We start from the raw sequence: 22,763 nt of genomic DNA on the forward strand, positions 1-22,763 counted from the left end.
CCTGTGGCACCAGTCGAGCCGGTGGCACCTGTCGCCCCGGTCGAGCCTGTTGCTCCGGTCGAGCCAGTCGCTCCGGTAGCTCCGGTGTTACCCGTGGCACCGGTCGAGCCAGTCGCTCCAGTCGATCCGGTTGCACCAGTGGCACCGGTAGAGCCCGTGGCACCAGTCGAGCCGGTTGCACCTGTCGAGCCTGTTGCGCCGGTCGAACCCGTTGCTCCTGTCGAGCCGGTTGCTCCGGTCGAACCAGTGGCACCGGTCGAGCCAGTAGCTCCAGTCGAGCCAGTTGCGCCAGTCGAGCCAGTGGCGCCGGTCGAGCCAGTCGCTCCGGTTGCACCAGTCGCTCCGGTCGAGCCGGTTGCTCCTGTCGAGCCGGTCGCACCGGTTGCCCCGGTCGAGCCTGTGGCACCAGTCGAGCCGGTGGCACCTGTCGCCCCGGTCGAGCCTGTTGCTCCGGTCGAGCCAGTCGCTCCGGTCGAGCCTGTGGCACCCGTCGAGCCGGTGGCGCCAGTCGAGCCGGTCGAGCCAGTTGCTCCTGTGGAGCCGGTTGCACCGGTAGACCCCGTGGCACCAGTTGCTCCAGTCGACCCAGTCGCACCGGTCGAGCCAGTCGCTCCGGTCTCACCCGTGGCACCCGTCGAACCCGTTGCTCCGGTTGCCCCGGTCGAACCGGTCGCACCCTTATCGCCGGTTGCTCCGGTAGAACCAGTGGCTCCAGTCGAACCCGTCGCACCTGTGGCACCTGTCGAGCCAGTCGCGCCCGTCGAGCCAGTGGCCCCAGTCGAGCCGGTTGCTCCGGTGGCCCCAGTCGAGCCCGTGGCTCCGGTCGAGCCAGTTGCTCCAGTCGAACCTGTGGCACCCGTGTCACCCGTAGCGCCTGTGGCTCCAGTTGCACCAGTCGAGCCGGTTGCTCCGGTCGAGCCGGTGGCGCCAGTCGAACCCGTAGCACCAGTATCGCCAGTCGCACCTGTGGCTCCGGTGGCACCGGTCGAGCCAGTAGCACCAGTCGACCCGGTCGCTCCGGTCGAGCCAGTCGCTCCGGTTGCACCCGTCGAGCCGGTGGCACCAGTCGCACCGGTCGAGCCTGTGGCACCCGTCGAACCCGTTGCTCCGGTGGCCCCCGTTGCTCCGGTCGAGCCAGTCGCTCCGGTTGAGCCGGTGGCACCCGTATCGCCAGTTGCTCCAGTCGAACCCGTTGCGCCTATCGAGCCAGTCGAGCCGGTCGAACCAGTGGCACCGGTCGAGCCAGTAGCACCAGTCGACCCGGTCGCTCCGGTATCACCAGTTGAGCCAGTCGCGCCTGTGGCACCGGTCGAGCCTGTTGCTCCGGTCGCACCTGTAGCGCCAGTGTCGCCTGTCGCACCTGTAGAACCCGTCGCGCCAGTGGAACCTGCTGCGCCGGTATCACCCGTGGCACCGGTTGGTCCCGTCGAACCGCTCGCACCCGTTGAACCACTCGCACCGGTCGAGCCCGTAGCTCCAGTCGAGCCGCTTGCGCCAGTCGCGCCCGTCGCCCCTGTCGCACCCGTGGCGCCGGTCGAGCCACTTGCGCCCGAGGAGCCGGTCGCGCCGGTCGCACCAGTGGCACCGGTCGCCCCTGTGGAGCCCGTCGCTCCGGTCGCACCCGCGCCGGTCGCACCAGTGGCACCGGTCGGGCCCGTGGGGCCCGTAGGACCTTGGGCGCCCGTTGTCGTGACAGTTACCAAGCCCCCGGTAAAGTGGTCGCCGTCATTGCCCGAACCGCTGGGACTGTTGATGGCGGTGGTGGCGAAATTGTAGCTCGGAGGAACAGTTGCTGGAACAACTGGCGAAAGCGTGCCGTATAAGTGGAAGCCAGAATCGTAAATGAGATAAGTATGCGTAGGATCTGGAACTGTCACAGTTATAGAAAATTTAGGAGCCGCAGCGTTGGCTGCCGATGGAAGCTGAAAACTTCCTACGACCGTGTCATCGGTAGTTAGCGCCGTACCGTTGGTGTCGATCAAATAGTACGTGTTAATATTATTGCTCGACCCTGTGTCCACAGTGCCGGTAAGCGTCAGATCGCCGGATGCTAGCACACCGCGGTAGTATGCCACTCCGTTCCCCGTCAGGGGCGCCATGGGGGTGGAAGGGCTCTCGCTTGCTGAAAGTTCCCAGGCGCCGCCGAGGTCGGCCGAGCCAACCAGCGATCTCGATGCGCGGACGTCCGCGCCGACGGCCTCTTCCAGCGCCGCTACGAAGGCTTCGCCCGCGCGCCCTGATGCCGTCTCGCAGCTCCACAGCCGGAGCTCGCCGTTTGCGGCAAGCGCGCTGCCGATTGCAGCAAAATCGTCAGCCGCTGCCTCCAGCGTCCCCAGCGACCATGCTCCCGCGGCGAAGTTGACGTAGCCCGGAGCGCCATGGGCCATGATGTGGATCGCGTCGAGCCCTTCGTGCGATGCAAGGGCGGCAGCGATCTGCCGCTCCGCCGGCCGGCGGCCATCGAGCACGACAGCCCGGACTTCAGGCCTAAGATTATTGATAACAGTCTCGAGGTCAGAGATCGAAGGATCGACAAAGAGAATTTCAGAGGCACGGGCCATGACTGGCTCCTGTTGGCTTGAATTCAATCAACGGAAAGCGCCCTCCGGCTTGACCGGAGGATAACGACATGAAGGCTAGGCGGTCATCTTCCAGACAGCCCGACGGCGGCCCCTGCGCCATCGACTGAGGGACTTTCTACCCGCAGGAAGCTGGCGACCTTGAAACTCCCACCATCATCAAACGTCCCAATCGCAAATGAGCCGGCAGTGCTTGGCACCTTTACGGTCAGCGCTACGGCAAGGCTCCGCTTGACGGCTTTGGGGAGGACGACCTGGCCGACGATAGCGCTCCTGGCGGTGTCCAGGATAAAATAAGGCACATTTTCCGTCGCGTCTCCGATCGGCAAAACGCCCCTAACGGTGACTTCCATAACCGCAAGCCCTGCTGCGTAACTCATACTATCCTCCTCGGTAGCGGCGACTGCGCCGCCCCTTTTCGTGTTCGGCCTTTTACAAGCGCCCTACCGAGCGTGACGCGCGCGGTCTTGCGGGTGGGTGGGAATGTAGTGGGTGGGTGGGCAGACGCCGGGCGCCTTTGTGCGCCACGTGTTCCAGCGGCGCCCCGCGCTGGTTTTTCGATTGTTCGTCTGGCAAGCGGCAGCCCGACAACCGATCTCTAAATCGGTTCCGATGTCCAGCCGCGAATGCGAATGGTCGAGGGGTGGCGAAGCTAAGGCATCACATTTCCTGCGATGCGCACGCGATTTTACCCGACTCACGACTTCACTCCCGTCATGTTCACGCCGATGTCTCGGCGAAACTTGAGAGGGATCTCCGGAACGGGAACCCGTCCGCCTCCAGCAGAAGGACAAACGTATACGCGGCAGCGCACGCTTTGCGAACGCACCTACTTCAGCCGCGAAGTGGCCTAGCTACTCCAGAACTCCTAAAACCCTCTCAAGAACGCCAGCCCACCCGCGAACTCCGCGAGTGCCCTCAAAGCGGTACATTAGTAAACAGAAAATTAGGGATTTGTAAACTATATCCGAACGGATAATTGATCAGGGAGCGGGCGCGGGCCATTCTTTAACGCAGTTGCTGAAAATTGTTCTTCAGAACCCTGCCCTTAACGTCTCCTCTCCAGCCCTTGCCATCTCGCAAATATGGTCAACGTCAAGCGTGGCACTCCTCTGGCGGGACGCCACTTAGAACCTCGGTTCGACGTTTCTCGATCTTGACGACACCTGGCAAATGGCGGTGAACTAATCGAGGGGCGGCGTGACGGACCGCCGCACGGAGCCGACAATTCAGATGACAAGCCGCAAGCGCCTCTGCCTCAACATGATCGTCAAGAACGAGATGGCGAACCTCCAGCGCTGCCTTGGAGCGGTGGCCGACCACATCGACTGCTGGGTCATCGGCGATACCGGCTCGACCGACGGGACCCAGGATTTCATTAAATCGTTCTTCGCTGCCCGCAACCTGCCGGGCGAACTGCATGAGTTTCCCTTCCTGAATTTCGAGCAGGCGCGTAACTCCGCACTTGATCACGCCTACGCCTCGGCACTCGCTTACGACTATCTGCTATTTGACGACGCCGACATGGAACTGGTGGTCGAGAATGCAGGCTTTCGAGAACAACTCGTCAGTCCGGGCTACCGGCTGCTGCAGCGATCGGATTCCGGCCTGACCTATTGGAACACCCGCCTGGTCAGGCGCGACGCCGGCGCGCGCTACCACGGCGTGACCCATGAATATCTTGACGTGCCCGAAGGCGTTCAAGAACTGCGTGGCGCCTGGTACAAGGACCACGCCAGCGGATCGAACCGCGTCGACAAGTTCGAGCGTGACGCGAAGCTTTTGCTCGAAGCTCTTGAGAAGGATCCGGAAAATCAGCGCTATTGGTTTTACCTGGCGCAATCCTATCGCGACGCCGGGCGGACGGCAGAGGCTGCGGTGGCCTACGCCAAGCGCGCCGCGATGGGCGGCTGGGACGAGGAATCGTGGAACGCACGGCTGCAGGGGGCCCGCTGCTTGCGCAAGCTCGGCGACGAGCCTGGCTTCGTTGAGCAGGCGCTTGCCGCCTTCAATCAACGGCCGCAACGTGCTGAGCCGCTCTATGACCTGGCCAGGTTCTACCGCGACAAGGGAATGAACGATGCCAGTGTGCTGTTTTCCGAAGCGGGGCTGGCGATCGGGCGACCCGAGCAGGACATCCTGTTTCTTGAGGACTACGTCTACACGACAGGCCTGCTGGAAGAGTTTGCGATCGCCGCAAACTATTCGCGCGATCCTGTGCGCAAGGACCGCGGCTTCGCGGCTTGCAACTGGCTGGCGCTGAACCGGACGATTGGCGACGGTCCGAGGGAGCTGGCGTGGTCCAACCTGTACTTTTATGTGCAGCCCGCCAAGACGATGATGCCGTCCTTCAGCGCGCGTCCGGTTGATTTCATGGCGCCCGATGGCTATCGGCCCATGAATCCATCGGTAACGCGATCAGGGAGGCAAATCGTGCTCGCACAACGAGCCGTGAATTACGCGATGACCGAGAATGGGCTTCAGTATGAAACGAAGGACGGTGATGCAATCCGTACCCGGAATTTCCTGCTTCGATTGAGTGATGAACTTGCCATCCAGTCTGCAGTCGAGATTTTGCCGCCGCTCGACATGCCGGATCCAGTTTACAAGGGCGTACTTGGCTTCGAGGATCTGCGCGTTTTTGCGTGGAATGGCAAACTGTGGGGCTCAGCGTGTGTCCGTGAGTTTACCACGGAAGCGTGGTGCGAGCAGGTGCTCGCGCGGATCGACGAGAGCAGGTCTTGCCGACTGACTGATTGGCGCGTGCTGCATGCAACTGGACCGCGGGTACACGAGAAGAACTGGATGCCACAGGTCAAGCCCGCCACGCCGGAGACAGGCGCTGAGACGCTGCAGTTCATCTACCTCAGCGATCCTACCAAGACCGTGGACGAGTGGGGCGCGATTGTCAGTGAGACACATCCTACGATTGCCGCTCAACGATTCAGAGGTGGTACCCAGCTGGTCGCATTCTCCGGCGGGTGGCTCGCAGTGATACATGAAGTACAATGGCGGGCTGCGGAGCAGCGGCGCTACTACCTGCATCGGTTTGTCTGGTTCGACGAAGCGAACTTTGTGCGAAAGGTGAGCCGACCATTCTTCTTCAACAAAAGAGGCGTTGAATTCGCTGCCGGGCTGGCATGGCACCCGGACGAGCGGCGCCTGCTGATTTCCTACAGCGTGACCGACAGCGAGTCCTGGATCGCGACCGTCGACGAGGCGGAGGTGAGATCGTTACTGGAGGATGTAGACAGCCTGCCATCGGGCGCGGCCGGTACGGCGTCCCGGTTGACGCTAGCCTCTGGGCATGGCGCTAACTTAGCGGAAGCGGGGATCAAGCCTGACCGCTCTGACCAAGCAGCCATGGCTGACACAAGCCCGGCGCCGTTGGACGGCAAGGACCTTCGAGCCGGCTGCATGAAGTCGACAGACGAAATCTTTCATGACCTCGCGCCGTTTCTGCGCGAGGTCGATTCTCCGCTGCAACGGCGGGAACGATCGCTGCAGTTCGACGCACGGATTTCCCGCTTCCTTGGCCGCGACGACACGGCACTTCCGCAGATCAACTGCTTTTACCAGGTGATGTCCGACCAGGCCGAGCATCGTACCCTCATTGCCGCCACGGCCTCGATGCGGGCAGCGGGCCATCCGGTGCGCGTGTGGAGCTACGCGCCGGAGAAGCTCGCGTTCCTCGTCCCCCATGGAGTTGAAGTCCGCAATGCCGACGATGTCATGCCGCGAGCCTTGTTCGAGCGGATCGTCGCCGGTTCCGAGATCCGGTATTTCAGCGATATATTCCGCTACGCCCTGCTGTACGAGCATGGCGGGCTATGGATGGATTCCGACGTCATCCTGCTGCGGCCGTTCCCGTTTCGGGGCGATCATTTCTTTAATCTGCAATGGCGCGGATCGCACAAAGGTCATTTTGTTTGCGGCAACGTCATCTATGCCAAACCCCACAGCCGTCATCTCCGGGCGTTGTATGAGATGTCGATCTCGCGCTTCCATGACGCGAGCGGCAACGAGTTCGGAGACATCGGCCCCAAGCTGCTGTCCGATTACATTGCCTCCGACGCGGGAGCTGAACTGCAAGAATGGGTGTTCAGCCCGATGTTCTTCAACACAATCGATTGGAATGAGATCGACCGGTTCGAGAAGCCGATGACAGAATTGGCCGACTATCTGAACGATGAGCGTGTGTTCGGCATCCATCTGTGGACGGCCCGCAACGAGGCGCGGCCGGGCGGCGAAGAGGTCTCATTGATCTCGCTCCTTCTCAGCACGCTCGACAGCTTTCCCACACTCACAAATCTCGCCGACCGCTTCAACACCGACAAGAACCGGCACACCGGGAACCGACACGCCTATGCCCGGATCTACGATCGCCTGCTATCGGGCCGCCGGCTGTCGATGCGACGGCTTATGGAAATCGGGCTTTGTCGGAGGTTGGCGGATGACCAGAGCGAAACGCCTTCGGTCGCGCTGTGGCAGAGCTACTTTCCGTTTTGCCAGGTGGTCGGCGTCGACCTGACCGATTTTTCACAGCTCAACAATGACCGGTTCAAGTCGTTTGTCGGTGACCAATCCAAGTTAGGCGATTTGCGTGGAGTCGCTGCAAAGCTCGAGCCGCAGTCGTTCGATGTGATAATCGACGACGGCAGCCACGCCTCGTTCGACGAACAGTTGACCCTGTGCGAGTTCTTCCCGCTGCTCGCCGAGGGTGGATGGTATTTCCTGGAAGACCTCGACTGGCAGCCGCCCGGCGAGGACCTCGGCAAGATCACGCTGAGCAAAACCTTGTTGCGGGAGATCCAACAGCACGGCACGGCCCGCTCGGTCGATCCGCTAGGTGTGAGCGCGCTTGCCGATCAGTTCTCGGAGATCCTGTTCTTCGACAGCCACTATGAGTTGAATCGGGCAAAGCTGCTTGGTGGCCTGGTGGCTATCCGCAAAGGCGCGTCGGGCATATCCGTCCGGCGAAGTCTTGCACCAGCGCGCGAGAGCGGAGCACAGTGAAGATCGCCGTCTACACCATCGCGTTGAACGAAGCCGCAAACGCTGAGCGCTGGGCCAACTCTGCTGTTGACGCCGACTACCGCATTGTCGCCGACACCGGCAGCACTGATGACACGGTTGAACGGCTGACTGCGGCAGGCGTAACTGTGCACCGGATATCGGTCCGCCCATGGCGTTTCGACGATGCCCGCAACGCCGCCATGGCACTTCTCCCCGCCGACGTCGATGTGTGCTGCACGATGGACATGGACCGGTTTCTCGAGCCCGGCTGGCGGCCGAAGCTCGAGGCTGCCTGGACTTCCCAGACGACTGCCCTGTATTGCCAGACGGTTTACAAAGCGAGTGTCGATGACCCAACGCCGCTGCGAAGCTGGCCAGCAAAGAATTTCCATCATCGCTGGGGCTATCGGTTCAATCGACCTGTCCATGAGGCCCTGGTCTTCACGGGAGAGAGGGAAGTCACCGCTAGCAGCAGCGACATCGTCATGTTCGAGGTGCAGGACCTCACCAAGCCAACGAGGAGCAACTACCTGCCGCTGATGGAAGTGGCGCACAAGGAAAATCCCGACGACGCGCAGATCTGTTTCTGGCTCGGGCGGGACTTGATGTGGGCCGACCAGCACGTCAGGGCCGTTACGCTGCTCGAATGCTACCTCGCATTGCCGACAAGCAACTGGGCGGAAGAACGGTCGGAGGCCATGCGCTACATCGCTCGCATGCTCCCGGACCAGCGATTGTCCTGGCTGGACAAGGCCCGGATGGAAGCGCCTCACCGGCGTGAAATTTGGCTCGACCTAGCCGAGGAGTTGCACGGCCAGGCGGACTGGCCGAACCTCTTTTGCGCTTGCACCAACGGGCTCGAGAAGACTCGCCTTACCGGGAGTTATCTGGATGACCCGAACTGCTGGGGCTTCCGGCTGTATGATCTTGGCGCCATCGCGTCGTGGCACCTCAATGTCATGGACCGGGCGGTTGAGTGGGGGCGAGTTGCGCTTGAACTGGATACGCAGAACCAGCGGCTGAAGGATAACCTCGATTTCTTCATCCGGCGGCGGGAACAGAGTCGAGCGGAAGTGTAGCATCCGAAGGCTCAGTCTACTGTGGAGAGCTGATATGAGTCGAGAGGATATTATCGCGCTGGTAAAACGCGAGACTAAGATGATCGTGCAAACCGGCCCTTTCGCCGGTTTGCGCTTGCACGATGTGCAAACCTGGGGTGGCGGCGAGGACATCGGTCCGCAGCTCCTTGGTGTTTATGAGCAGGAGCTTCACTCTTCTCTGCTGCGTTTTACAGAGCAATCTCCGAGTCTCGTCATCAATGTTGGTTGCGCCGAAGGATACTATTCCGTTGGCCTGGCACGGTTGCTCCCCGACGCCCGTGTGTTTGCGTTCGACGTCGACCGTCGCGCGCAGGATGCATCTCGCGCGAACGCCGAGCTTAACGGTATCGGCGAGCGCTTTCACGTCGGGACGAGTTGCACGCCTGCTCGCCTTGGAGAACTTGTACTTCAAAACCCGCATGCTCTGATTGTAGTCGATTGCGAAGGGTGCGAAAAATTACTCTTTGATGAAACAAACATCCCAGCCTTACGTAAGGCAAATGTTGTCACCGAATTGCATGAATTTACTGATCGGAATATTCTTCGACGATTAACCGACCTATTTTCCTCGTCCCACAAGGTATCGGTCATCCGCAGTGGACCTCGCGATCCTCACGAATTCACTTTCCTGGACAGATCAGCCGACTCTGACAAATGGCTTCTCATCTGTGAAAATCGGCCCGAGCTCCAGCGTTGGCTCGTGTGCGAGCGACGCGCTTCGGCTGAAACCCTTGATTTAAACGGGCACTATATCGCGCAACCAGATGGTGGGGAGAGCGTGACGGCCTCGCCCGAAATTGCCAGGGTGTCAGGAGCCCGGCCCTATGAAATAGACGAGGGCGGAAAACTACGCGCGCTCTATCGACCGCTTATATGCACGATTGTGTATGGGCCTGACGAGTATTTTGAATGCCTTCGATGCTTTTTGACGTCACTCGATCGTTTCGGTAAATACCGCGGCGAAATAGCTGTTATCTCGGACAGGCCGCTTCATCAAATAATTGATTTTATTCCTAGGAATTTACGAGACAGTATAGTGTTCAAGCGAGAGCGAGGTCTTTCACACATATCGAGATACAAATTAAACGAATTCGGATTTGACAAATATTCTCCTATATTTTATTTTGATAACGACATCGTTATAGAGACGGATTTAGAAGCCGTTATTTACGACGTATTCGTATCGGGCGGGGTGTGCGTCTCTACCGAGGTGGGGACGTATTCTGACTTGTCTTCTACAAGTATCAAACAGATTCGCGATACACGACGAATTGGTAATTGGTTTGGTTTGGATTTACTGTTAGCAGACTCCGAATGCTCGAATCAAACTCTACCCCTTGCTAATTCGGGTATCATTGGATTTTGTAACCAATATGATTTTACAGTAGTTTCAGATATCGTACAAAAAATGTATATTCACCCGGAGCATCAGAACCTAATAAGATACTTTGGTGACCAACCACTTCTAAACTATGCTCTCGTAAAGACGCGGCTTGGATTATATAACGTCTTTGATGGCAAATGTAGGTTTGCGGCTGTCTGGGGATTGGATCAGAATAGTCGATGCGGCTTCCTCCATTTCGTGTGGGCGCGAGGGGAAGAAAAATGGAAGCAGATGAAGTCGTACATCGAGTTTCTGAATGGTGAGGCCACGGGAGACGTCGAGACGACGGGAAGTTTGTCTGAAGCGACATGGTACCGCCGGTGGCAGGCGGCCCAGTACCTAAACGAGGTGGGTGACGAGGCGGGATTTGTAAGAGTGGCACTCGAGTCCTTTCGGGACCGCCCTAGTCGTGCGGAGCCACTTCATGCATTGGCCCGCTATTATTTGGATAGATCGCGCGGTGATGTCTCGATGGACTATGCCGACGCCGGGCTTTGGTTGAGCGCACCATCGCAAGATGAATATGGTGTCGAGCCTCAGGTGTATTCAACCGGCTTGAAGGAGGCCTTTACGATTGCTGCCTCATATTCGCGTGATTCCGCCAAAAAGGAGCGCGGACGCCAGATCTGCAACTGGTTGTCGATAACCCGCGCCGCGCCTGACAACGTAAGAGGCCTTGCCAGGTACAACTACCGGTGGTTCGTCGAAACAGCCAGCACGTTGATGCCCTCGATTGTTTATCATCCGCTATCTGTGCCAGCCCCAGACGGTTATAAACCCGGAAACGTCTCGATCGCCAGGTTCGGACAGGGTTTCGTTGTTTTCATCCGTGCGGTGAACTACGACCTGCTGGACAGCGGCTTCTTTGACCGTCATGGAGATACCTCGTTCCGGCAAAGGACCTTGCTCGTCTACCTGGACGACAGCTTTCAGGTCGTATCTAGCGCCGAAGTATTGCCACCCGAGGACATGCCCCCGCCACGACATTTTGACTCGCTTGGCTTCGAGGACCCACGCCCGTTGATCTGGCACGACAGGCTCTGGTGCCTTTCATCTGTGCGCCAATTGAACGAACAGGGGCGTGCGGAAATGGTGCTTGCTCGCGTCGACCAAACACCTACAGGGCAGTATGTTTTGGCCGACTGGAGGGTGCTGCCATCGGGGATGCCAGGGCAATGGGAGAAGAACTGGATGCCTCACTTGGTCGGCGATGAATTGCGTTTCGTCTATTCAGTAGATCCAACCCGCATCATAAACGATGTTGGCGAGGTCGTATTTAATGAACCTGCGCAGGCTTCAGTAGAGAATTTTCGCGGCGGAACCCAGGCCATCCCATTCGACAGTGGATGGCTAATGCTGATCCACGAATGGGAGCTCGTAGGAACGAGACGGAATTATTTTCATCGATTTATCTGGTTCGATGCGAACAATCGCCTTGGACTTTTGACGCGCCGCTTCTTTTTCCGGCAAATGGCCAGTGAGTTCGCCGCCGGGCTAGCTTGGCACCTGACTGGCGATCATTTGGTCGTCAGTTTTGGCATTGATGATCATGACCCTACCCTTGCCGTCGTCAAGGCTGATGAGGTTCGTCGCGCGCTGTCTGCAATTGAGGATCACCAAAAGGCAAGTGAACGGGCCTGTGAGGCAGGTCGACCCATGTGGGAAAGCATGCGCCAGGGCCATCAACCTTTGGACGGAGTTGGATAAAGGCGGCAGACTCTGTGGGGCGAAGGTGGCATGAAATTGAGCAACTCGGATGAGACGGCGCGAGTTCACTGCAATGGTTGCCGGCGTTGCAGCCGCAAACTTGGTGATTGCCGCGCTGACCCGGCGGCGCAACAATGAAATGGGGCACCCGGCCATGGCCGCAAAGCTGAATCCTCCGCTCGAGTCGTCTCCGTCCCTCCTCACTGCCCCCATTGAACTCGCCGGCGATTGGGGTCACATGCTTCCTCGCTCGGCAGATTTGGTCGTCGAGCGCATGAGGCACGCCTGCTTGGATGGTGTCCACCTCGTCTCCGATCGCCAGCCGACGCGGCTGCGCATCGACGAGCATACATCAGGCCCGCCGTCCATTTGGCTACATCCGGACGGCAGCAGCATGGCTTGGATCATCGTCGACATAGGCGAACGCGACTGGTCGAAGCTTGTCTACCAGTTCGGGCACGAACTCGGCCATGTCGCGTCCAACAGTTGGCAAGCCGATGCCAAGCCGGCACCACCCTGCCAGTGGATAGAGGAAGCGATGGTTGAAGCCTTCTCCTTGCGCGGCTTGGGACGCCTGGCGAAGGACTGGAAGCAGGACCCTCCCTTCGCCGGCGACAACGCTTTCGGCGATGCCATTGCCGAGTATCGCCAGAATATCATCCGAGGCTATACCGCGCTCTCCAACAGCCAGGGGCTTGCGCGCGACACCGCGGCATGGTTCGCCGACCATCGCAGCGAGATCGAAATACCCGGCCTCAATCCGTTCGCTCAAGCAATGTCGGTATCCATCCTAGCCGAGTATGAACGCGCGCCCGATTGCGTCGAGGCGCTGGGTGCACTCAATCGGTGGCCCGGCCGCACCGGTGTCCCGATCGATGAGTATCTGAAGCTATGGGAGGCGAGCTGTGCCGAACTGCGGGTCTCGCCCCGACTGCCAGTGGGTGTGCGCGAGCGGTTGCGCATCGCGTAACTGGCGGCTCCATGCACGGCGGAGCTGCCTGAGCAAGCTCGTGCAGCAGATCGGACACCCGAACACCGCGCGACAGCCCGGGACTAAGTGACCCAAAGCAGGGAGGGTACTGGCCGCGAAGCAACGGACGAGGCGAGATAATGTCTTCGCCCCGTCCGTTGTCGTCCCTGCAGGGCCCCGATACCGCCGCAGACTCGGTCGCGCTCGCCCGAAGTTATTGCGGTACCCACGCCACTGGGTTAGTTTAGCAGAGTGGGAACAGCACCTGCCATCCATCGCGGGTGTGACCTTGCCGTTTCGGCAGATTGTGAAGTCTTTAACAGACCAGGTTGTCGCAAGCTGTGTCTTGTGCCCTCCAGGTCATGAGCAGTTAAGGATGCGCCATGCTGCGATGTTTTGCGTTCATTGCGGCCCTGATGCTCGCGAGCTTCACGGCATTCCAAGCTTGTGCCGATCGTAGGGTGGCCCTTGTCATCGGCAATTCCGAATACCGCGAGATTCCGGCCCTCAAGAATCCGGACAAGGATGCCGAGGACGTGTCGAACACCTTTCGGCTGGCCGGGTTCGATGTGTTCGTCGCCAAGGATCTCACCAAGATCCAATTCGAAAAGCAGTTCCGCAACTACCTCGCGGCGGCGGACGGTGCCGATCTGGCGATCGTGTATTATTCTGGCCACGGCTTTCAGATCGGCGGAGAAAATTTCCTGATCCCGGTCGATGCATCGCTCAAGAACGCCGCCGACATTGAGGTCCAGGCCGTCAAGCTCGACGATGTGCTGCAGCAGTTGCGGACGAAATCGAAAATCCAGGTGATCATCCTCGACGCCTGCCGCAACAATCCGTTTCCGCGCAAGGACTATTGGTTGCGAGACCAGCTGATCGTTGCTGGCAACACCGGCCTTGCGCAGGTGAAAAGTTCGCTGAACACGCTTATAGCCTTCGCCACGGAGCCCGGCGCCGTCGCTTATGACGGAAATGGCGACCTCAGTCCCTTCTCCTCCGCCTTCTCCCGTCGCGCGCTGGCGCCGAACCAGGAGATACGCTCGGTCATGGCGGCCGTTCGCAGGGATGTGGTCCAGGCTACGGCCGGTAAGCAGGTGCCTTGGGAAAACTCATCGCTGATCGACGAGGTCGTCCTCATGCGTCGCGCCAACCGGCCTGCACTGCCGCCGGTCTTGGAAAAGGTCGTGCCGTCCGGCGTCGGCCCTGTCGCGCTCGACTTGCCGGAGCCGGTCGATGTCGATGGCGGTGCGGTCACCGTCAGCATCGACAGGCAGCCAGCTTTGGGGCGTCTGATTTTGGACGGCAAGCCGGTTGCAGCGGGGGAGCCGATTGCCGGCAAGGATCTCCCGCGATTGCGAATGGACGTGCCCAAAGGTGCCGGTGCCCAGGAAGAAGTCGACATGCTGGCCTATTCAACGCGCGACAATTGGGGTGGCGAATCCCAGGGCATCCTGGTGTTCCGGGTCAAGAATGGCGAGGGTGCCGAGGGCAAGCAACTTATCGCATCGCTTGAGTCCGAGCAGAAGCAGCAAGCGGTGGAACGCGGCATTCACATTGCCGGCGCCGCCGAAGCGATCGAGAATCATGAGGTCCATGTTCCAGTTGGCGTCGGCCCGGTTCCGTTGCAGCTGGATTTCCCAACCGCGGATCCGGCGGTCAGCCTGAAACTGGCGGGCTATCCGGCAACGGGAACACTGTCGCTGCCGGATCGGACCCTGTCGCCAGATTCGAGCCTGATGGCCGATGAAGTCGACCACTTGCGCTATGAACCCCAGATCGGCGCCGTCCAGCCACTGATCGTCGGCTTTGAAATCAGGGCCGACAACACGGCGTCGAAGCCGGCGACGATGAAGCTCTCGCCAAGCGTCGACCCCTGCGACAGGGAGGCCGGTGAGCCACTTGACCTGCAGGGCGTCGTCCCCGGTTTGTTGCCGAATGAGATCAGCAGTAACGCCGTGGACGTCTGCCGGGCGGCGGTGAAAGCCTATCCCGATGTGGCTCGCTTCCACTACCAGCTCGGCCGGGCATTGCTTGCGGTTGGTAAGGTCGATGAGGCCAAGAAGGCGATCCAGGATGCTGCCGACAAGGGGCATGTGCGCGCAGTGTTCGAGCTGGGCTATCTCAACGCGACGGGAACGGGAATGCCCGTCAATCGCAAGCAGGCCAATGACTTCTATGCTGCAGCGTCCGACAAGGGCGATCCCTATGGGATGACCTCGTGGGGTCGCGCCTTGTTCAACGGATATGGCATCGAACGTGACACCGCCAAAGGGCTGGATCTGCTGCTCAAGGCGGCGGCGATGGGGCACACTTATGCCATGAACGACCTCGCCGCCATCTTCACCGAAGGCCGTAATGGTGTGCCTGCCGATGCAGCTCGCGCCGTGGCTTTCCTCAAGGCTGGCGTCGAGCGGCAGGACATGTACTCGATGAACCTGCTCGGCCGCAATTATCTCGCTGGCACGGGGGTCGAGAAAGACCCAAAGACAGCGCTCTCGCTTTTTCAGAAATCGATGGATCTCGGCCAGCCCTACGCTCCCGGCAGCCTGGCGCGCATGTACAGGGACGGTGTCGGCGTGCAGCAGGATCTTGCAGAAGCGCAAAGATTGTTCGAGCTGGCGACGGCGCGCGGCGATCAGTCGGCTGCGTATGATCGCGCAGCTCTGGAGATGCAAAGGGGCGAAAAAGCGGACCAGGCCGTGGTGGTGCGCTATCTTGCCTTCGCGGCCGCGCTCGATCTTCGCAATGAGATTCCCGATGCCAGGAATACGCTGGCGAAGTTTGGCGCCAAGGCGAAGTCGGCAGCCTTAAAGCAGATGCGTGGGGACCTGAAGTCGAGGCTTTCGGCCAACGGTTCGTTGGACGATCAACTGATCAAGACGGCCAGGGCGGTCTGGGATCAAGCCAACCCGCGCCGGGACTTGTTCTGACAACATGGAGGCAACAGGTGGGCTGGTCATTGAAGCAGGTAATCGTCGCAACGGTTCTGTCCCTTACGGTAGTAGGGTGCACCACCATTGCACCCCCGGTCGAGCCTACGACGACGACACATCGTGCGAAGTCGGTTCGCACGACGACCGCGCCAAAGGTGGTGAAGCACAAAAATGTGACCGCCAAGAAACTGCTCACACCGGTCAAGAGGGAAACCGCCCCTGTCATTGCGCCCTTGGGCGGCGGTGGCGCCGGCGGTAGCGGCGGTGGCAGTAGTGGCGGTGGCGGTGGCGGCTGGGGGGGATAGCGCCACCACACCGCACCACAAGTGCAGGGCAATCGTAGGTTTCGCAAGCGCTGGAACCGCTCGCCAAGCAGGAACAAGTGCTCTATGGTTGGTCCGTGCCGTTAGTGGGATCGGGTTGCCTGGCGGGGGCGTTCCATGTTCGAAGTCGTTGCATTCTGGCGAGCGCGAGCAAAAGCGCAGCGTCCTGGCCTTGTCGTCATAGCGATATTGGGACTGCTATTCCTCGCACCGCAGACGGCGAGTGCGGCGCCGAACTGGACGCTCGATCCGGACGCTTCGGTGCTTACCTATCAGTCGGTCAAGAAGAACACGATCGTCGAAACCAACAAGATCAGGAATATCACCGGCACGCTGACTTCCGCCGGTGATGCCAAGGTCAGCTTCGATCTCAATTCCGTCGACACCGGCGTCGACCTTCGCAATGTGCGTATGCGCTTCCTGTTCTTCGAAACATTCAAGTACCCGACGGCCGAGCTGACGGCAAAGGTGGACCCGGCGGCCTTTGCCGACTTGCCGACGAAACGCCGCATCAAGGCAAGCCTGCCGTTCCGGCTCAGCCTGCATGGCGTCGACAAGGATCTGGAGGCGAGCGTCGTCGTCACCATGATCAGTGACACTCAGGTCTCGGTTGCTTCCGAAGCTCCCGTTGCGGTGCACGTGGAGGACTTCGGCCTTCTGCCGAACGTCGACAAGCTGCAGCAGGCCGCCAATGTGACGAATATAGTGCCCACTGCCTCGGTGTCCTTCGACTTCGTCTTTGTTGCCGAGGGCAGCAAGCCGGGTGCTGTGCAGACAGCCGCGGCCGGCGCCGCCGAAGTCGGTCCCGTGGCCACCGATGCTGCGAAAGCCAATTTCAGCGACGAGGAGTGCCTCAACCGGTTTGCTGTTTTGTCGCGCACCGGCGCCATCTACTTCCGTGCAGCCAGCGCCAGGCTCGATGCCAAGAGCCGCCCGTTGCTCGCCGAGGTGGAGGGGGTGGTTGGCAAATGCCCGACCCTGAATGTTGAGGTCGCCGGCTATACGGACTCGGACGGTTCGCCAGAGGCGAACAAGGCGCTCTCGGAAAGGCGCGCCCGGGCGGTTGCTGACGCGTTGGTCGCCGATGGCGTGCAGCGCCGCCAGATCAGCGCCACCGGCTACGGCGAGGAGCGGCCGGTTGCCGCCAACGATACGGCAAAGAACAAGGCGCTCAATCGGCGCATCGAATTCTCCGCCACGAAGCTCGCGAACTGAGGGCAGGGTGGGCTCCCGTCCATTGGCGTTTTGCGCAAGCTTGTTTCGCGGCACTGGCCTTGTCGCGATGGTCTTGCTTTTGACCTTGACCGCCGCCACTGCCGAGCGCCGTGTCGCGCTGGTGCTGGGCAACTCGCAATATCAGCACGCCGCGCCGCTCGCCGATCCCGCGCGCGACGCGCAGGCCATGGTCGAGCGCCTGCAGAACCTTGGTTTCGAGGTGGTCTCGGGTTTCGACCTTACCAAGCAGCAGACGCAAGCGACCGTCGCCCAGTTCGCCATGCAGGTGCGCGGCGCCGATATCGCGCTTTTCTTCTATGCCGGGCATAGCTTGCAGGTCTCCGGCAAGAACTACCTGCTTCCGGTGGATGCCGCACTCGAGGACAAAACCTCGCTCGACTTTGAGGCCGTGTCGGTCGATTTCATTTTGCGCCAGATGTCTCGCGAGACCAGCATCAGGCTGGTGTTTCTGGACGCAGGCCGGGACAATCCTTTGGTTGATGTGTTGGCCAAGATCGCGGGCACCAAAGGTGCAAGCAGCGGGCTTGCGGAAATTGGGATTGACAATGGCGGTGCGGGAACGCTCATTGCGTTCGCTGCCAGTCCCGACCAGCTCGCCTATGATGGGTCCGGCGACCACTCGCCCTTCACGACGGCGTTGCTTCAGCACATTGGGGAATCGAATGTCTCCATTACCGAAGCGATGAACAGGGTAACCAGCGACGTCTTCAGGGCGACAGGCGGTAAGCAGCGCCCCTGGACCAAGGTCTCCCTGACCACCGAGGTTGTCCTGCACAAGGTCGATCTCAACGCGCCGCTGATCGTGGGTGAAGCGAACACCCCGCCTGATGAAGCCAGCTCCGGGACGCGCAACACCGGCGGCTCGTCAGCCCAGACTGACGACCAGCTTGCGCTCGATGTTCTTCGAGCGAAGATCCCGAAGCTTGCTATTGACGGGCCAATCTTTTTCGATCGCCCGGTCACGTTCGGGGATCCGGTGATCGACGGCAAGAGCATCGCCCAATTGATCAAGGGCGAACCGCTTTTCAGTCCGGTCGAAGGTCTCGACAAGTCGGTGTGGGAAGGCAAGCACTGCGACAGCTGCCATGAGTGGAACGAAGCCCGGCTTTGCGAGCAGGCGAAGAATTTCGCTGCCAACGACGTCTCGGTCCTTCGCCTGCAGCACCCGCTGGGTACCCGATTCAAGGTCGCGCTGGCCAGATGGGCGCAAGGCGGCTGCCAGTAGAAGTGCTGGGCTGGTGCCAGCAACCAGGGAGGGCAAGCAGGGGAGGCGAACGGCGAACCCGTTACGCCTCAAGCTGAGCCATCTCGATGCCCATTTCGACAAAGGCGGAAAGCAAGGTAAATCGGTCCGCCAGCGCCGCGCGGGCCAGTCCCGCCAGGATTGCGGCATTGACGGCATGGGCGGCGGGGAACCCGCTGGACTCCATTTTGAGGGTCGGGTGACGCCATACCGCTGCCAGTGCGATCCAGGCGGCCGGCGTTGCCGGCGGCAGCTGCAAGGAATTGCTCAAGGCTGCTTGATGTTGAAGATTGTCAGGCTCGCCGACGCGGGCATGGACAAGCGCCAGCAATTCGAGGTCCTGGCCAGCGAGCAGCTCGGCGACATTGCTCAAGCATTCATGTCCCCACCAGACGGCGGCTCGCTCGGGTAGCAGGTAGGCACAGAACGTGACTGCTTCTTCCGGTACGCGCCCGGCAAGCAGGCTACGGCAAAAATCTAGGGGCGGCTGACCCGTGGCCAGCGATTTCATATCCCTGGCGATGGCGGGACAAGCAATGAACAGATCCCGTGCCGTTCTGTACCCGAGTTCATTAGCCATGGCTGCCACATCCCCACGAGCCAGCAGACAAGCACTCAACCCTGTGAGCGAGCGCCGGTCAAGCGTCAGACCTCAACAGGTGGTCGCCACAAGCAGCATGCGTTTGTTCACAGACAATCGCTTCCTGATTTGCTATGGTAGGCGCCAGCAAATCCACTCACACTGGAGTGACGGTCATGCGATGGGTCAGTTCAGCCTTGGCATTGGCGGCCATGCTTCTTGCAACGCACGTCTGTGCCGATCCGCTTCAAAAGTCGGAAGACATCGTGAAGTTCTTCGCCAATCAGCCCGGCAAACTCGGTGCCTCGCGCGGCATCTGCGTCGGTACGGAGGAAGAGTGCAAGAGCAAGGCGGAGAAGACCGTCTCAGCCCCACAAAAAGCTGGTCTCGACATGATGATCAATTTCGCCCTTGATTCGGCTCAACTCGACCAGATCGCGCGCACTGAACTCGATGAGTTCGCAAAGGCCCTCAAGGACAATCGGCTGAGCACGTTCAGCTTTGTCGTCGAGGGGCATACCGATGCGACCGGCTCGGATCGGTACAACCAGGACCTTTCGCAGAGAAGGGCTCAATCGGTGGCGGCATTCTTGACAGCCAACGGGGTAGAACCTGCCAGACTGGAAGCAATCGGCGTTGGCAAATCGCATCCGCGGGTCGCCAACCCTTACGATCCGGTCAACCGCCGGGTGGAGATGCGTGTCAGGACCGAGTAGGCTCGCCGACGATCCTTGACAACGATATGCATTAGCCTGGCTCAAGCACACCTTGGACAGAATTGAGCAGCGCTGTTATCGCCTGCTTGTATTTTTCGAACTCCGGTGACGTCTGCCGAACTTCGGTGGTCGTCGCCGGCTGGCCCGCATCCGTCACCACGCGCGGCACTTTTTGACCCATCTTTCGCTCGGCCCAGTCGATGACATAGCCAGCGGTCTTGCCGATGAGGAAGGGATTGGCCTCGATCACCGCTGAACCCAAAACGGCGCTCAATTGCGACGTGCCGGACGCGGCCAGCACCTGGTGCGCTCCTTCCATGCCAAGGAAGTGGCACAGGTAAAGGCGACCCGCGGTTATCTGGTGGCCGCGGGCGCGCAGATAGGCTTCGCCTTCGCGCGCCAGATTGCGCACCATTTCACGCGACAACGTCACGTCATAGCGAAGCGCGAGCAGGTCGGCGGTCGAGAGCGAACGGGCTAGATCGGGACGATAGGTGTTCATCATCCGGATCCAGGTCTTGGTGATGAACTGGCCAGCCCCGGTTGCCGACGAGTTGGGATTCTTGGCGCGGGCGCTGCCGCCGCTTTCAACATGTACGATCCGGTCGGTTAGCGTTTCGACCGCGGCATCGCCAGAGCCTGCGGATCGGCCAGAGCTGGGGGACTCAGCGCTGGCAACCGTGGTGACCGTCCCGAGCGGATCGATCGCCTCGCCGTTTTGATAAAGTTCGAAATGCAGATGCGGTCCGGTCGAGAGCCCGGTCGTGCCAATATAGCCGATGACGTCGCCTGCCTTCACTTTGGTGCCGACGCCGCTGGCAATGGCGAATTTCTGCATATGGGCGTAGCGCGTCTCGCGCCCGTTTGAATGGGTGATCTTGACCAGATTGCCATAGCTGCCGCCGTCGCCTTGGAAGCTGATCTCGCCGTCATAGGCGGCCATGATGGGCGTGCCCACCGGGGCTGCCCAGTCGACGCCTTTGTGGATTCGAACCGTTCCGAGGATTGGATGCCTACGCGGGCCGAAGGTCGACGTCATCACCCCGCTCACTGGCGTGATCATGCCGTTGGTGACCGTCTGCGAACGAACCTGATCATCGCCGGTGACGCAGGCATACTGCCCGTCGGCTTGCTGGTAGACGAAGCAGTCGAGGTTTTTGTCCTTACCCAGGACGCCGACGTAAAGCACCCGTCCGGAAATCTCGCCTTGGCCGCGCGGGGTCTGCGAGTAGATCAGCACCAGGCGTTGGTCCTCGCCGGCGAAGGCGTCCAGATCCTGTCCTCTCGACAGATACATGATGGCTTCGCCGATCACGCTGGTCGGCACCTTGTTGCGCGCCGCCGTCGAGTAGATTGCGTCGAGCAGACGGTACTGCCGCTTCGGCCCACCCTGATCCGAACCACCGGAATAGTTGAAGAGGTCCTCGCGCACCCAGGGGTCGACACCTGCAACAAAGGCGCCCCCGGCGTTGCGGGTCAGTGTGCCGACGTAAAGGTTCCTTGCGTAGACGGAGACCTGCATCAGCAACATGGTCGTCGTCTCACGGTTCGGCCGGAAACCGCGCAGGGCGACCACAAAACCAGGCTCCAGCCGATCGCGGTTGAACACCGCTTTCAGCGCCTCGCCCGCAAGCCTGGAATCGTCCGCGGAGAAATGCGCGTCGAGCGCGACGCTGTCCAGACTGCGCTCGTTGAGGACTTTCACGAAAGTGTCCTCTGTGGCCTCGTAGCGCTGATAATCGCTGATGACGGTCGCGACCGTGGTGTTGTTCTCAATGGCGGTCTTCTCAAAGGCGGGCAGCGCTTTCTCGCCCTGGTCAATGGTCTCGCCCCAGCCGGCCTCGGGGTCGTCCGCGTCAGCTTTGAGCGCCGAACCCGGGGACATCTCCCCCCCTTCAGGCGCCGCCTGCAGGTCGTTCGCCAGATCATCGCTTTGATCCTGGGACGCGACGGCAGGTTCGGGCGCGGTCGGCTGGTGGCCCTCGGGTGCCGCGGCGGAGGGCTTCGGAGCAGCCTGCCGCTGCGCCTGGAAGAAGGCAAAATCCTCCTGCGTGGAGGGGATCGTCGTCATGAACTTCTCGCTGGCGCTCAACATCACGTCGGACAGGATCTCGATCTGCGGCGAAGCCCCGGAACTGTCGAGTTCGGCCGGGCGCGCAATCGTGCGGCCCTTCGTGGCGGTCTCGTCATCGGGTGCCAGCGTGATCCACATCGGGTCGCCGGCAAGATCGATGATGGCCGGCACATAGACAGAGGCGTCGGGGGGTATGTCATCCATACCTTCGACGGGATGCAGCTCTTCATTCTCGTCGCCGAACGACCAGTCATCCCGGGTGAGATAAAACCCGGTGGCGATCGCGATGACGGTGAGCGCGGCAAGGCCTGCAAGAAAGCGGTGCCAAAGTTTGCGCCTGCGCTCGCTCTGGCGCGCCAGCTTCTTTTGTTTGAAGCTCGTGTCGATACCGTGCGTCACGGGCCGTTTCCGGTCAGGAAATAGGTCCAGCGCACCTGCTCGAGCGTATCGACTTCGACGAAAGGGGCCGCGATATGACCGCGCTGCCAGCACTCGTCGATGCCACGGATAGAGAAGCGGTGTCGATCAACACACATTTCGGTCGATCCGCTGAGGATCGCATGGCCGAACACGTCGGTCGCGTAGAGGTATACGTACCGGTTGGTCAGTTCCTCGCGGATGACGTTCACGCATTGGTTGGCGCCAATGGTCCACCAGCCGTCGGTCTGGTCGGCATCGTCGATCTTTTGTCCGACGGCGAGATTGACGACGTCGAGGGTCTGGTTGCAGACGGTGAATTCCGCATGCGCGCGGTCGGTCGAGACGGCAAGGAGCAGTGCTGCGCCCAACAGCGCGGAAAACGCGGCGCGGTTGGCCAGCAAGCGTCCAGACCAGCTACGCTTTTTGCGTGCGGAAGGCGGGCAAAATAAATGCAAGGCGCGAAGGTCCATCGGCGTTCA

13 protein-coding genes are annotated in these 22,763 nt (G+C 60.5%); 8 read left to right on the forward strand and 5 right to left on the reverse strand.

What is annotated here, in order from left to right; genetic code table 11:
- The coding region (locus FJ954_RS09595) for a DUF4347 domain-containing protein (RefSeq protein ID WP_140661207.1) at positions 1-2,561 on the reverse strand (2,561 nt) is incomplete at its 3' end.
- 83 nt (positions 2,562-2,644) lie between these two features.
- Positions 2,645-2,959, reverse strand: a complete 315-nt coding sequence (locus tag FJ954_RS09600) for a hypothetical protein (protein WP_140661208.1) — start codon at positions 2,957-2,959, stop codon at positions 2,645-2,647.
- A gap of 853 nt (positions 2,960-3,812) precedes the next feature.
- Between FJ954_RS09600 and FJ954_RS09605 the strand changes: the two genes are divergently transcribed.
- The 7 genes from FJ954_RS09605 (at position 3,813) to FJ954_RS09640 (ending at position 18,476) form a co-directional block, all read left to right on the forward strand.
- Entirely contained in the window at positions 3,813-7,595 is a 3,783-nt protein-coding gene (locus tag FJ954_RS09605; protein ID WP_140661209.1) for a glycosyltransferase, read from the forward strand.
- Entirely contained in the window at positions 7,592-8,674 is a 1,083-nt protein-coding gene (locus FJ954_RS09610) for a glycosyltransferase (RefSeq protein WP_181177787.1), read from the forward strand. The genes FJ954_RS09605 and FJ954_RS09610 overlap by 4 nt, the downstream gene beginning before the upstream one ends.
- A 34-nt stretch (positions 8,675-8,708) precedes the next feature.
- A complete protein-coding gene (locus FJ954_RS09615; RefSeq protein ID WP_140661211.1) occupies positions 8,709-11,786 on the forward strand; it encodes a 50S ribosomal protein L11 methyltransferase in 3,078 nt (1,025 codons plus the stop codon).
- A gap of 49 nt (positions 11,787-11,835) precedes the next feature.
- Positions 11,836-12,756, forward strand: coding sequence for a hypothetical protein (locus FJ954_RS09620; RefSeq protein ID WP_246681038.1), 921 nt, complete (start codon positions 11,836-11,838; stop codon positions 12,754-12,756).
- A gap of 461 nt (positions 12,757-13,217) precedes the next feature.
- Positions 13,218-15,689, forward strand: a complete 2,472-nt coding sequence (locus tag FJ954_RS09625) for a caspase family protein (protein WP_246681039.1) — start codon at positions 13,218-13,220, stop codon at positions 15,687-15,689.
- Positions 15,690-16,132: 443 nt separating this feature from the next.
- A complete protein-coding gene (locus FJ954_RS09635) occupies positions 16,133-17,230 on the forward strand; it encodes an OmpA family protein (RefSeq protein WP_140661214.1) in 1,098 nt (365 codons plus the stop codon).
- 67 nt (positions 17,231-17,297) lie between these two features.
- Positions 17,298-18,476: a caspase domain-containing protein gene (locus FJ954_RS09640; RefSeq protein ID WP_140661215.1), complete on the forward strand. Its 1,179-nt coding sequence runs from the start codon at positions 17,298-17,300 to the stop codon at positions 18,474-18,476.
- 61 nt (positions 18,477-18,537) lie between these two features.
- Here the strand turns inward: FJ954_RS09640 and FJ954_RS09645 are convergent, their stop codons facing one another.
- Positions 18,538-19,074 (reverse strand): hypothetical protein, encoded by a 537-nt coding sequence (locus FJ954_RS09645; RefSeq protein ID WP_224720249.1) that lies wholly within the window; start codon positions 19,072-19,074, stop codon positions 18,538-18,540.
- Positions 19,075-19,286: 212 nt separating this feature from the next.
- Between FJ954_RS09645 and FJ954_RS09650 the strand changes: the two genes are divergently transcribed.
- Positions 19,287-19,790 (forward strand): OmpA family protein, encoded by a 504-nt coding sequence (locus tag FJ954_RS09650; RefSeq protein WP_140661375.1) that lies wholly within the window; start codon positions 19,287-19,289, stop codon positions 19,788-19,790.
- Positions 19,791-19,821: 31 nt separating this feature from the next.
- On the opposite strand, the gene FJ954_RS09655 is transcribed toward FJ954_RS09650, so the two are convergent.
- Positions 19,822-22,263: a M23 family metallopeptidase gene (locus FJ954_RS09655; protein WP_140661217.1), complete on the reverse strand. Its 2,442-nt coding sequence runs from the start codon at positions 22,261-22,263 to the stop codon at positions 19,822-19,824.
- On the reverse strand, positions 22,260-22,754 hold the full coding sequence (locus tag FJ954_RS09660) for a DUF1036 domain-containing protein (protein WP_181174561.1): 495 nt from the start codon (positions 22,752-22,754) through the stop codon (positions 22,260-22,262). The genes FJ954_RS09655 and FJ954_RS09660 overlap by 4 nt, the downstream gene beginning before the upstream one ends.
- Positions 22,755-22,763: the final 9 nt, after the last annotated feature.

Source organism: Mesorhizobium sp. B2-3-15 (assembly GCF_006442875.1).
Taxonomy (GTDB): domain Bacteria; phylum Pseudomonadota; class Alphaproteobacteria; order Rhizobiales; family Rhizobiaceae; genus Mesorhizobium; species Mesorhizobium australicum.

Bases quoted from the DNA above. Each gene is read 5' to 3' on its own strand.
- FJ954_RS09605 (WP_140661209.1), top strand. From the start codon at position 3,813: ATGACAAGCCGCAAGCGCCTCTGCCTCAACATGATCGTCAAGAACGAG.
- FJ954_RS09640 (WP_140661215.1), top strand. From the start codon at position 17,298: ATGGTCTTGCTTTTGACCTTGACCGCCGCCACTGCCGAGCGCCGTGTC.
- FJ954_RS09645 (WP_224720249.1), bottom strand. From the start codon at position 19,074: ATGGCTAATGAACTCGGGTACAGAACGGCACGGGATCTGTTCATTGCT.
- FJ954_RS09600 (WP_140661208.1), bottom strand. From the start codon at position 2,959: ATGAGTTACGCAGCAGGGCTTGCGGTTATGGAAGTCACCGTTAGGGGC.
- FJ954_RS09615 (WP_140661211.1), top strand. From the start codon at position 8,709: ATGAGTCGAGAGGATATTATCGCGCTGGTAAAACGCGAGACTAAGATG.
- FJ954_RS09620 (WP_246681038.1), top strand. From the start codon at position 11,836: ATGAGACGGCGCGAGTTCACTGCAATGGTTGCCGGCGTTGCAGCCGCA.
- FJ954_RS09635 (WP_140661214.1), top strand. From the start codon at position 16,133: ATGTTCGAAGTCGTTGCATTCTGGCGAGCGCGAGCAAAAGCGCAGCGT.
- FJ954_RS09650 (WP_140661375.1), top strand. From the start codon at position 19,287: ATGCTTCTTGCAACGCACGTCTGTGCCGATCCGCTTCAAAAGTCGGAA.
- FJ954_RS09660 (WP_181174561.1), bottom strand. From the start codon at position 22,754: ATGGACCTTCGCGCCTTGCATTTATTTTGCCCGCCTTCCGCACGCAAA.